Annotated in this window: 9 protein-coding genes; 5 read left to right on the forward strand and 4 right to left on the reverse strand. The window is 65.0% G+C overall.

Going from position 1 to position 12391, the window contains the following annotated elements; translation table 11 throughout:
• Nucleotides 1-7 precede the first annotated feature (7 nt).
• The 5 genes from BM430_RS10780 to xylB all read left to right on the forward strand — a co-directional run bounded on the left by BM430_RS10780 (nucleotide 8) and on the right by xylB (nucleotide 6288).
• Nucleotides 8-928, forward strand: a complete 921-nt coding sequence (locus tag BM430_RS10780) for a TIM barrel protein (protein ID WP_093567252.1) — start codon at nucleotides 8-10, stop codon at nucleotides 926-928.
• On the forward strand, nucleotides 925-1893 hold the full coding sequence (locus BM430_RS10785) for a sugar-binding transcriptional regulator (RefSeq protein WP_093567253.1): 969 nt from the start codon (nucleotides 925-927) through the stop codon (nucleotides 1891-1893). The genes BM430_RS10780 and BM430_RS10785 overlap by 4 nt, the downstream gene beginning before the upstream one ends.
• A 40-nt stretch (nucleotides 1894-1933) precedes the next feature.
• Entirely contained in the window at nucleotides 1934-3535 is a 1602-nt protein-coding gene (locus BM430_RS10790; protein WP_177303015.1) for an FGGY-family carbohydrate kinase, read from the forward strand.
• A 7-nt stretch (nucleotides 3536-3542) separates the two neighbouring features.
• Entirely contained in the window at nucleotides 3543-4634 is a 1092-nt protein-coding gene (ugpC, locus tag BM430_RS10795) for an ABC transporter ATP-binding protein (RefSeq protein ID WP_093567255.1), read from the forward strand.
• A 178-nt stretch (nucleotides 4635-4812) separates the two neighbouring features.
• Nucleotides 4813-6288, forward strand: coding sequence for a xylulokinase (gene xylB / locus BM430_RS10800; protein WP_093567256.1), 1476 nt, complete (start codon nucleotides 4813-4815; stop codon nucleotides 6286-6288).
• A 217-nt stretch (nucleotides 6289-6505) separates the two neighbouring features.
• Here xylB and BM430_RS10805 read toward each other — a convergent pair whose 3' ends face one another.
• The 4 genes from BM430_RS10805 to BM430_RS33895 all read right to left on the reverse strand — a co-directional run bounded on the left by BM430_RS10805 (nucleotide 6506) and on the right by BM430_RS33895 (nucleotide 11871).
• Entirely contained in the window at nucleotides 6506-7465 is a 960-nt protein-coding gene (locus BM430_RS10805; protein WP_093567257.1) for a hypothetical protein, read from the reverse strand.
• A gap of 523 nt (nucleotides 7466-7988) precedes the next feature.
• Nucleotides 7989-8351 (reverse strand): hypothetical protein, encoded by a 363-nt coding sequence (locus tag BM430_RS10810; RefSeq protein WP_093567258.1) that lies wholly within the window; start codon nucleotides 8349-8351, stop codon nucleotides 7989-7991.
• Nucleotides 8352-8577: 226 nt separating this feature from the next.
• Entirely contained in the window at nucleotides 8578-9537 is a 960-nt protein-coding gene (locus BM430_RS10815) for a hypothetical protein (protein ID WP_210188431.1), read from the reverse strand.
• A gap of 66 nt (nucleotides 9538-9603) precedes the next feature.
• Nucleotides 9604-11871: a hypothetical protein gene (locus BM430_RS33895; protein WP_143132000.1), complete on the reverse strand. Its 2268-nt coding sequence runs from the start codon at nucleotides 11869-11871 to the stop codon at nucleotides 9604-9606.
• Nucleotides 11872-12391 lie beyond the last annotated feature (520 nt).

A 12391-nucleotide genomic window follows, 5' to 3' on the forward strand; every position in this document is an offset into this window, starting at 1 on the left:
AGGCGAAGTGACGACACCTAGCGAAGCGACGAGCCCTGCCGTCGGCATCAACCTGTCGTTCTGCGTCAAGCGCTGGGTCACGCCGGCGCTCTGGGCGCCGCTGGTGCGGGACGCGCTCGGCCTCGACCTCGTCCAGCTCACCTTCGACCTCGTCGATCCGCTCTGGCCCGACGCGGTGCTCGACGCTGCGGCGGACGACATCCGCGAGACGGCGGCCCGCCACGGGATCACCGTCCACAGCGCCTTCGTGGGTCTCGCCCATTACAGCTTCAACCAGCTGCTCCACCCCGATCCGCGCCTGCGCGACGTCGCCGAGCACTGGCTCGCCCGCGCCTACCGCTTCGCCGCCCGGGCCGGCATCCCCCGCGTCGGCGGTCCCCTCGGGGCGGTGGCGGCGCGGCCCGACGGGCACGAGCCGGAGGCGATCCCGCAAGCCGATTACCGCGACCTGATCGCCCGCATGCACCGCCTCGCCGAGGTCGCGGCCGCGGCAGGTCTCGCCGAACTGCTGGTCGAGCCGACGCCTTTGCGCCGGGAATGGCCCTGGACGGTGGAGCAGGCCGTCCGCATGGCCGACGACCTCGCGGGCGCAGCCCTGCCCTGGCGCTACTGCGTCGACTGGGGCCACGGCACCTACGAGCCGCTCTACGGGCGGGACCGGGCCGCGATGGAGCCGTGGTTCGCGGGGCTGGGGAACCGGATCGGCGCGGTCCACCTCCAGCAGACCGACTACCAGCTCGACCGCCACTGGGACCTGACGAAGCCGGGCCGGGTCGATCCGCCCGCGGCCATCGCCCTGCAGCGCCGCGCCGGCCTCGGCCACGCGCCGGTGTTCCTGGAGGTGTTCTATCCCTTCGAGCAGGACGACGCCTCGGTGCTCGACGCGGTGCGCCGCTCGGCTCTGCTGCTGCGCCAGGCGGCCGCGTGAGGACGGCGCCCGAGGCCGAGGCCGACCACGAAGGCGAGCATGTCCGCGCTCGGGTGGCCTGGTACTACTTCATCGCCGGCCTCAAGCAGCAGGAGATCGCCGACCGGCTCGGCATCACGCGCCTGAAGGTGAACCGGATCGTCGGCCAGGCCCGGACCGACGGCTCGGTGCGGATCGAGCTGCGGATGCCGCTCGCCCATTGCGTCGCCCTCGAGGCGCGGCTGCGGGACCGCTTCGGCCTCGCCGAGGCCGTCGTGGTGCCGGCGGTCGACGACCCGGCCGCCCAGCAGCGCGTCATCGGCGAGGCGGCGGGCGCCCTGCTCGACCCCCTGCTGACCGAGGGGCGCGGCCTCGGCGTCGGCTGGGGCAGCACGCTGTCGGCGGCGGCCCGGCGGATCAGCCCGCGGCGGCTCCCCGGCGCCTGGGTGGCGGCCCTGATGGGCGGCCTCACCCGCGGCTCGGGCACCAACACCTTCGAGGTGGCGACGGAATTCGCCCGGGCGCTCGGGGCCGAATGCTACTACCTCCCGGCCCCGATCTACTGCCCGTCGAGCGAGAACCGGCTCGCGCTGCTGACCCATTACGGCCTCGCCGAGGCGATGCGGCGGGCCCGCCAGGCCGACGTCGCCCTGGTGGCGGCCGGCGACCTCTCCGACCTCTCGCTGCTGGCCCGCACCCAGACCGTGTCGGAGAACCGCGCGGCGCTGGCGGCGGCCGGGGCCGTCGGCGACCTGCTCGGCGTCTATCTCGACCGCGACGGCCGGCCCGTCGACCATCCCCTCAATACCCGGGCGGTCGCCCTGCCGCCGGAGGATCTGCGCGAGGTGCCGTGCTCGATCCTCGCCGCCGGGGGCCTGCACAAGGCGGGCATCGTGGCGGCGGTGCTGCGGGCGGGATACGTCAACCGGCTGGTCACCGACGAGGCGGTGGCGGAGGCGATCCTGAACGAGGAGGAGCGCGCGTGAGCGGGATGAGCCAATGCCAGCATGCCGTGCGGTCCACCCGATGAGGTCTCCCCTCGTCCTCGCCGTCGATGTCGGCACCTTGTCGGCCCGGGCCGGTCTGTTCACCCCGGACGGGCGCTGCGTCGCGACGCGCCAGGCCCCGTTCCGGCTCCTGCGCCCGGCCGAGCACCATGCGGTCTACCGCATGGGGGAGATCTGGGCGGCGGTGGGCGCCAGCGTGCGGGACGCGCTGGCGGCGGAGCCCGGCGCGGCCGCGCGGGTCGCCGGCCTGGCCTTCGACGCCACCTCGTCCCTGGCGCTCACCGCCGCGGGCGCGCCGCCGCTCGACGGCGAAGCCGACGTCGTGTGCTGGATGGATCACCGGGGCGAGGCGGAGGCGCTGGAGATCGACCGCACCGGCCACCGTTTCCTCGACCATGTCGGCGGCGCCGTCTCGCCGGAGACGAACCTGCCGAAGCTGCTCTGGCTCAAGCGCCACCGCCCCGAGGCCTGGGCCCGGCTCACCGCCGCCCGCGACCTGTGCGACGAACTCGCCTTCCGGGCGACGGAGATCGACCGTCATTCGGTCTGCGGGCTGGCCTGCAAGTGGCCCTACCTGCCCAACGAGGCCGAGCCCTGGTGCCGCGACCTCCTCGATGCGCTCGGCCTCGACGACCTCACCCGCCTCGGGACCCTCGCGGCGGCGCCCGCCCATGTCGGCGCGGTGCACGGGCCGCTCTGCGAGGAGGCGGCGCGCCACCTCGGCCTGCCGCCCGGGCTGCCGGTGGCGGTCGGGCTGATCGACGCCGAGGCCGGCGCCCTCGGGGTGCTCGGCCGCGACTGCCGCACCCGCCTCAACCGGGTGCTGCCGATGATCGCCGGCACCTCGACCTCGTTCATGCCCTTCGCCCCCGACCCGCGCCACGTGCCGGGCGTCTGGGGACCGTTCAAGGACGCGGTCTTCCCCGGCCTGTGGATGCACGAGGCCGGGCAGAGCCTGTCGGGCGCCGCCCTCGACGCGGTGCTGGCCCATCACCCGGCGAGCCCCGGGCCGCCGACGCCGGAGCGCCACGCGGCGGCCGCAGCGGCGGTGCTGGCCCGCCTCGACGCCGAGGGACCGGCCTTCGCGGCCCGGCGCCACGTCGTGCCGGACTGGCTCGGCAACCGGGCGCCGCTCGGCGACGGGCGGGTGCGGGCGCTTCTCACCGGCATCGGCGAGGAAACGAGCGAGCGCTCGTTCCTGGAGGCCTATTACGCCACCGCCCGGGCGCTCGCACTCCAGACCCGGCACATCCGCGAGCACCTGAACCGCCACGGCTACGCTATCGACACGGTGGCGCTCGCCGGCGGGCACCGGCACAACCCGCTCCTGATGCGCCTCTACCGCGACGCTTTGGGCTGCACACTGGTGGTCGGCGCGGCGGCCGAGCCGGTGCTTCTCGGCACCGCCATGGTCGCGGCGACCGCCGCGGGGCTCGTCCCCGACCTGTTCGCCGCCCTCGACGCGATGGCGCCCGAGCAGGCGGCGCTCACCCCCGACCCGGCCTGGGCGCGGGCGCACGAGCGCGCCTACCGCACCTACCTGACCCTGTTCGAGGTCCGCAACGCGGTCGAGCGCGACGCGCTCTGCGCCGAAGCCGACCTCGCCGACGACCACGGATAGAGACCCCATGGCCTTTCTCAGCCTCGACGGCATCGTCAAACGCTACGGCGACCACACCGTGGTCGACGGCGTCGGCTTCCGCGCCGAGAAGGGCGAGTTCATCGTCTTCGTCGGCCCCTCCGGCTGCGGAAAGTCGACCCTGCTGCGGATGATCGCGGGCCTGGAAGAGATCACCGCCGGCACGCTGGCGATCGACGGGCGCGAGGTCACCCACGTCGAGCCCGCCGCCCGCCAGGTCGCGATGGTGTTCCAGTCCTACGCGCTCTATCCCCACATGAGCGTCTTCGAGAACATGGCCTTCGGCCTGCAGATGGCGAAGATGCCGGCCGACGAGATCCGCCGCCGGGTCGAGGAGGCGGCCACGATCCTGCAGATCGGGCCGCTGCTCCAGCGCAAGCCGCGCCAGCTCTCCGGCGGCCAGCGCCAGCGCGTCGCGATCGGCCGGGCGATTGTGCGCCACCCCAAGCTGTTCCTGTTCGACGAGCCGCTCTCGAACCTCGACGCCGAGCTGCGCACCCAGATGCGCATCGAGATCGCCCGGCTGCATCAGAAGCTCGGCGTGACGATGGTCTACGTCACCCACGACCAGATCGAGGCGATGACGCTGGCCGACCGGATCGTGGTGCTGCGGGCCGGCCGCATCGAGCAGGTCGGCACGCCGTCCGAGCTCTACGATGCTCCGGTCAACACCTTCGTCGCCGGTTTCATCGGCTCGCCGCGGATGAACTTCCTGCCCGCCACCGTGACCGAGGCGGCGGGCGGGCGCCTGACCCTGGCGCATCCGAGCTTCGTCGGCGGTCATCTCACCGCCGCCTCCCGCCGCGGGCCGGAGGCGGGGGCGAAGGTCGGCGACCGCGTCACGGTCGGGCTGCGGCCCGAGCACCTCGCCCTCGACGCCGCCGCCCCCTCGCTGCGCCTGCGGGCGGAGCTGACCGAGAATCTCGGCGGCTCGACCCAGATCTACGCCCGTCCGGCGGAGGGCGACGCCCTGTCGATCGTCGCGCCCGGACGCCCCGCCGTCGCCATCGGCGACGAGGTGCCGCTGCGGATCGCGCCCGAGCAGATCTACCTGTTCGACGGCGCCGGGCTCGCGCTCTGATACCAAATCCGGAAGATCACTTCCGGATCTGGTATCACAAGCCCGCGCGGCGCCTGAGCGAAGCCGAAATCCGCATTGCGCCTGCGATCCGACAGGATCGCCTGAAGCAATCAGTCGGATTTCGTATGACAGCGGGGAGAGTCCCCGCTCCCCTCCCCCGACGCCGTGACATCGAGCCATGACCCGACCCGCCCGCTTCCTCGGCATCGACATCGGCACCTCCTCGGTGAAGGCGGTGCTCCTCGACGAGAACCAGACCTGCCTCGCCGAGGGCGGCGCCCCGGTGGCGATCGACCGGCCGCGCCCGCTCTGGTCGGAGCAGGACCCGGAAGCGTGGTGGCAGGCGACCCTCGCGGCGGTGGCCGCAGCGCGCGCCCGGGCGCCGGGGGGCGAGCTCGGTGCGGTGCGCGCCGTCGGCCTGTCGGGCCAGCAGCACAGCGCCACCCTGCTCTCGGCCTCCGGCGCGGTGCTGCGCCCGGCGATCCTGTGGAACGACGGCCGCTGCGGGGCGGAATGCGCCGAGCTCCTCGCCCGGGTGCCGGACTTCACGGTGCGCTCGGCCAACGTGCCGATGCCGGGCTTCACGGCCCCGAAGCTGCTCTGGGTCGCCCGGCACGAGCCCGAGATCTTCGCACAGGTCGCCAAGGTGCTGCTGCCGAAGGACTACGTCCGCTGGCGGCTCTCCGGGGCCTTCGTGTCGGAGATGTCGGACTCCGCCGGCACGCTCTGGCTCGACGTGGCGGCGCGGCGCTTCGACGACACGCTGCTCGCCGCCTGCGGCCTCACCCGGGCGCAGATGCCCGACCTCGTCGAGGGCTCCGAGATCTCGGCCCACCTCTCGGCCGACCTCGCGGCAGCCTGGGGCCTGGGCGCTGACCGGATCCCGATCGCCGGCGGGGGCGGCGACAATGCCTGCTCGGCGGTGGGGATCGGGGCGGTGCGGGCCGGCGACGGCTTCCTGTCGCTCGGCACGTCGGGGGTGCTGTTCGCGACCACAGACCGGATGGTCTCGCTGCCCGAGCGCACCCTGCACGCCTTCTGCCACGCCCTGCCGGAGCGCTGGCACGGCATGGCGGTGGCGCTCTCGGCCGCCGCGTCCCTGTCCTGGCTCGCCGGGATCGTCGGAGAGACCGGCCAGGTCGGCGCCCTGATCGCCCGGGCCGAGGCCTTCGCGGCCGATGCGGACCGGCGCGCCCACGCGCCGGTCTTCGTGCCCTATCTCACCGGCGAGCGCACGCCGCACAACGACCCCGGCTTGACCGCCTCGTTCACCGGCCTCAGGGCCGAGCACGACCTCGACGCGATGGTCTACGCGGTGCTCGAAGGCGTCGCCTTCGCGATGGCGGATTGCCTCGACGTGCTGCGCGAGGCCGGGGCGGCGCCGCGCCACTGCGTGGTCGTCGGCGGCGGCTCGCGCACGCCGTTCTGGAACCAGCTCATCGCCGACACCCTCGACCTCAACCTCGCCTGCCCGCGGGGCGGCGAGCTCGGCGCCGCCTTCGGGGCGGCCCGGCTCGGCATGCTGTGTGCGGGCGGTACCGAAGCGGAGGTCTGCACCCGCCCGCCGATCCGGGCGGTGATCGCGCCGGACCGGACCTTCGCCGGGGAGAGCGCCACGCGGCGGCGCCGCTACCTGGCCGCGGGGCGGCTCTGAGCCGTTTTCGCAAAAGTGGGTGCCGGTTTTGCGACGAAGATCTGCGACACGACAATACGCCTGAGCGGACGAAGCGTCGGCCTGCCAATGCAAGCCTGATCAGGCCCGAGCGGGGGCGGGCCGCGCGCGGCACGCCGGCGCTGTTCCATGGAACGACGCGCAGCGGTCGGACGAGGAGCCCGGCCGCCGGCGCTGCCGCGGGCTCCCGCCCCAACGCTCAGCCGCCGCGCCCGCCTTCCGCGACGAGGCCGCGCTGCGCCTTCGAGCGCAGGCGCTTGTTCTGGAAGATCAGCGTGACGGTGGCGCCGCTGCCGCGGTTCGACCAGAGATACGTCTCGAAGGTCCCGAGCCCGGGGATCGTCGCGGTGCCGTCGAAGGTGCCGCGGCAGCCGAACAGGTCCTCGATCTCGGAGAGACGCATCTCGGCCTGGAGCAGCTCGAAGGCGCTCGGGCTGACCGCGCACTGCGTCCGCTCGATCGGCGGCCGGTGCGCGGCGACCGGTGCCAGCCTGGATCGGGGCGCAGCCGGGCCGGCATCGGCGGTCGGCGGCTGCGCACGCCAGGTCGGCACGGGCGGCGCGTCCTCCCACGCGTCGGGGGAGGCGTTCGGCACGGCGACGGCGTGTGGCGCTTCCGGGTGTGGAGCGTCGCTGGATGCCGCGACGGATCGCAAGCCTTCCGGTGCGGCTGCGGCGCTCCGCAGGGCCGGGGTGAAGGCTGGGCCTTGTCGCAGCCGGGCGGGACCGGTCAACACGCCACCGCGGTTGGACACGTGCGGCGCCCGCTCCTCATCCGCCTCGACGGGGGCGCGGGCGCGCCCGACGACGATGGCCCGGCGAAGGGCCGTGTCGAGGCCGCGAAGGTCGCGGGCGAGGCGGTCGCTCCACCCGGTGCCGGGCGGCCCGGAGCGGGTCTCGCAGGCCGCGAAAGCGGACAGGGCGTCGCGGATCTCGTCCTCGGTCCACTGCCCGGCCGGCTTGCCGAACAAGTCGGCCTCGCCCTGCGGCACGGCCTCCGCCGTGGCGGCGCTGAGCCGGCCGAGCCGCTCCTCCGCGAGGGTGCGGTGCGCGCCGCAGCCGCCGGCCGCCGCGAGGGCCGCGCGGAACGGCGAGGGTGCGGCGGCAAGGGAGGAGCCGCACGCGGCAGCGAGGAGGGCCGGGACGAGAAGGAAGCGCATGAGGGCGGATGCCTGGAGCTAGGTCATACCGCCTAAGCGAGAGGTTCGACGTGAACGAACTCTTACCGCGCGGACGGGAGCAGCCGGGCTTCGGCCGCCATACCTTACCGCCCGTTGACCATCTCGCTCGAATCGGCTGCAACCAGCGCGGCCGGTGACGGAGGCGCTCGCCCCGGCCGTCTCGATTTCCCGTGGGTTGCTTCGCAATGCAGGAATCGGCTTCGCTCACGTGTGTGGAGCCGGAGGCTCCACCGCGCGGGCTGGTAATACGATGTCCGAACTGATCGTGCGGAAATCGTATCAGGGAGGAATTTTCCGGCGATCGTATCACCCGCGAGCCAATCGATGATCCGGCGGATGTTGGGGGCAGCGGCATTCAGCAGGTGCCGGAGGTTGACCCTGGCCAGTCCGAGATGACAGGCCCTGCGCCGAAGCCGGGTCCACGGGCTCGGCGGCAGCGTCCCTCCGATGTTCGCCCGCCAGCGGTCCCGATCAACGAAAGCCCCACCGTTCCCTCGCGCCGTCAGACGACGGCTGGGTTTGTCAGCGATGCCGCGAGTGCCGCGGCGCTATCATCCTCGAACAGGAAGCCGATCCAACCAAGGCCGGGATGCCGTATCAGCAGAGGCCGCTTGCCGTCAGTCCGCTTGGCGAGAGCCGCCCAGACGGGAGAGGCTGTGCTCATCGTGATATCCGTGTCACGCGGCGTCGCAGGCACGGCGGGCGCCATCTGAGCCCGCAACACACTCACCATTTGGATGAGGCGATCGAGGTCATCGACGCTGTTGAAGATGATTGTCGCCTCTTCAGTTGGGCCCTGCGGGAGGGTAATCACTGCGGCCTGACCATCATCGCTGATGACACTACGCCAGTCCTGATCGGTCAAGTGAGCCTCCTCAACATTTGAGTCAGTTTAGATTGGTTAGTTTGAAAGAAGGGGTAGTCAGAGGAGCCATGCCCATGGTGGCCTCCCTGTATGTCGTCGCCGAGTGGCGTTCGGCGCCTTTCTCGCGGCGAGCGGCCGGAAGAAGGGGCAGGCGCCAATCATGGCGCCGTGCAGGATCGCTCATCTTAACTGACTGATTTAGCTGTACGCTAACGGGTACATTCCTTCAATGATTGTTATTTATCCACTTCAAAAAAGTGTTTGCGCGAAACGGGTTGGTATAATCTTCCTGCAAGTCGGGACGCTTGCGATAAATCTCGCGATGCTCGTATTTAATAGGGGTGCCGTCCGAATAAGAGCCATAGCCCCAGTATTTGGTTAAACGAGGATCTTCGAATTTTTTCAAGCTGGCCTGGTACCACCTGACAATTTCATAAATAGCCGTACTCGATCCGGAGTAACGCTCGATCATTGCTTCGCCGACATCGCTAATTTTTGTAAAGTGATAAAACCTCAAAAGTGCGTCGCCCGCGTGCAGCGTGCCCTCCGAGTCGAAGGTAACAGGCCGGGAACTGATATTCCAGCTTGCTACATTGTAGCCTGGATCTCTCACGATTCCGACCCCTTCGAAAAAAGCGGGTACCAGATCACACCAGCGCTGATCCGTATAGATACCTTCCGACGCTAGTTCGAAGCAGAAAAACTGAAGCCGTTCCCGCCACCACGCCGCAAACCGCCGGCCTTCTGCGTTGTTACAAACGCCCAAAAAACCTAAGTTGTACACGCCGTGCAGCAGAGCACTGCGCTCGTTTTCCCACATATATTTCGATTTTTCCTCAGGATTGATCAAATGAGGCGTCAAAATAATATTCGATATTTGCAATTTTTGGACCAGCGGCTCAAGGCTGTTGAAAATTGCAATATCTGGATCTATGTAAAATACGGTGTCAGCACCGGCTTCCATGATTTTTTCAAGGAAAAACCCTTTGACCGCAGTGCAAATTTCAACGATGTTGTGCCGAAATATCCAGCTTTCCAGCTTGTCGATCTTCAGATCTTTCAGCCAGAGCACATGATCAAAACCGTGATCGATCATGTCCAATTGATAATCAGGTGGCTCAAGATCCGATATACACAGCCACAAGGTCCAATCGGGGTGGTGCATTCTCAAAGTCTGGCTGAGCACGCGTGCTCGCGATAAATACGAGAAGGTTATGCTCGTGAAGCAATGCACTTTCGACATCTCAGTCTCCTAACGTTCAATATAAGAAGAAAATTCCGGGCCGGTCAATTCGATTGAACCAACAGGAATAGATCGCGATCGATAAATACGCAATTTCTCGTACGCGCTTCCAGAAGAAAAGAATTTGACAAGGTCCTTCTTGCTGTCCAGGAGAATACCGGACTGATAGTCCTCAACCATTTTGGCAGCGTTTCCACTGTCACGGCGACCAATGATATATGTGCCTGCCAGGACCGCCTCGAGGGTGCTGAATGAAAATGTCTCGAAGCAAAGAGACCACTGCACGACCATATCGATATCGTGCTCGATGAGAGCCGTAATCATCGCCAAAGAATTTTGAGACGTCACTGTTGTAGGAACAAAATGAATTGCGGGAGTCGGCTCGCTGGGGGATGTTGCAAAATGGAAAAAACTGTACCGTGGATCGCGACGGCATGTCTCGGCGAGCTCCTGGAAAACATGCCATCCCTTATGAGCGGAGGCCATGCCGACAAAGGCGACTTTCGCAGGACGCCCAACGTCTCGACTTCGGAACCGATCACCGAAGAGCGGACGAGCATGCGGTGATACGCTCAAGCTTCCCACGGTGAAATTGGATTTTTTGATCCAGAAATCACGCATGGTCTCAGAAGGAAAGATCACATCCGGTTTCAGCATCTCGAAGAGACGGCGCATCGCCTTGAGATGCTCGCCGCGCTCACTGCCATACACACAAACGGTGCATGAGGCCGACTCGAGCTTGGGAGCCCAGCAAAACTCTATATCATTACGCAATAAAGCGTAATTCGTGCATAACGTCGAACAATCATGAATCCATATTGAACTATTCCGAGGCCGAATGGTCTCATGCAAAGCAGTTATGAAGTCTAACGAAAATCCAAGAAATGAGTGAATAATTAAGCGATTATCGATACTTGATCCAGAGATACGCTTGGATAAACATGCAACTAAATCGGACTCCTTCGCGTGCCCGATTCGATCTCCGTCGATGACAATCGTAACGAGGGCTTCCTTTCGCCCATGGTCCGGGTCGAAGTAGAGCGTCGGACGCGAAGGAGAGAGGTGTACATAACTGACACCCATCGAATTCGACGCTCTTTGTTCTTGCCCAATACAATTTTGTATACCACCATAATTCCCGGTGTAATCGTCGTGGCTCAAGCTTATGATGACCTGAGTACGGCTACCAGGAATCAGTCGCCTCACGTATTCATCAAGGATACCCGGTTTGAGCGCGACGCGATGCGACGCGCCACTGAGATCCTGAGCAGCCCTTGCGCCCATAGAGCGCGCAGACGCGATGATCTTCGACTCTACGAAATGCTCGGATTTAGTCTGACGTCCTTCCGATTTCCCAACAACAACGTAGTGATAGAACGGATTGACACCCGCACTCTTGACGTCGGGATTTAAACGGAGGTACTCGCGAACATCGAATTGGGCGGTCGGATTGCGTCCCTCTTGCCACCCCTGAGCAACGAAATGGGCAAGGGGGTCAACCCCTGCAGAGGCGATGTCGGCGTAAGTCTTGAGATAATACTCTCGATCGAAATACGGCTCTATCTTAGAGCGTTGAAAGCTCAGTGCAGCAGCGTCGGCGGACGCAGGAGCACCGGTCGGCCTTGCATCAGTTGCATCATTCGCTTGATATTGTTGCCGCTCAAGAAGATAGTGATAAAATGGGTTAACACCAGCATAGGCGACGTCCGGCCGTGTTTTTAAGAACTCATCTATATCGAACCAGTCGGTCGGATTGCGCATCTCGCGCCAACCATACTCGAGAAAATGATCCAGGGGATCGACACCGCTCTCCGCAACATCGCCATTCCGAGCCAAGTAATATGCTGCATCGAAATGCGAAGCTACGACACTGCGGATGGCATCATCTTTATCGGGGCCAGGTGTATCTGCCACCTCGTCTCTATCATCTTCCGTTATGTGCTCCCGCTTGATAAGATAGTCGAAAAATGGATTGATGTCATTTTCAAGAAAATCCTTGTTCTTATCCAAATAATATTTAATACGAAACCACGAGTTCGGATTTCGTCCCTCACGCCATCCATATTGTAGAAAATGCTCAAGAGGATCGTGTCCAATCTGTGCAACGTCAGGATTCGTTGAGAGATAATAATTTGCGTCGAAGTTCTTGACGATGACTGAACGCTCTAGAGCCTTTTTGTCTATGGCTGGATTGCTTACGTCAGCATTATTTGCAACTTGCGATTTCTCTGGCTTCTTGCCAACCGTCCGGATCATGCGACTGATAAAATGTTTCATGGTCCACTGGCGCCCGCTAGTTACAACTATCGCGAATTATACAAATTCTTCTGAGAGAAGCGGCAATCGCTGTATTAGAAAAACAGAGATTCCTGAGGTGCAAGCGGTGCGATTAGCAGAACGCGACAATTTATCTGCTCGCCCCGGCTGAGATTTTTCGAGGTTCTCGTCACACCAATCCGCTCCGTGCGCCCGTCCACGGGCCTTCAATCCTACGAAGCTCTATTATTGTCAAGTCTGAAATATATCTTACATATTTTTATCACAAATTAAAAATATAATATTGATCAACCCTACAAAAAATCTGAATACTTCGGATCAAATCAACAATATTCACGGCAACAAATTGATATTTTTGATGTCTGAAGGCGATATCTTGCATCATATTTATTCGTTGGAACTCTGCTCATACTTGCAGTCGAAATTATTTTTTGCATCTACAAAATCGCCGAGGATTTTCTGTCGGTCAAAAATATAAAACATATCGATGCCATTCTGACTTTGGACAACAATCGTCTTT

This window comes from Methylobacterium sp. 174MFSha1.1, assembly GCF_900116815.1.
Classification (GTDB): domain Bacteria; phylum Pseudomonadota; class Alphaproteobacteria; order Rhizobiales; family Beijerinckiaceae; genus Methylobacterium.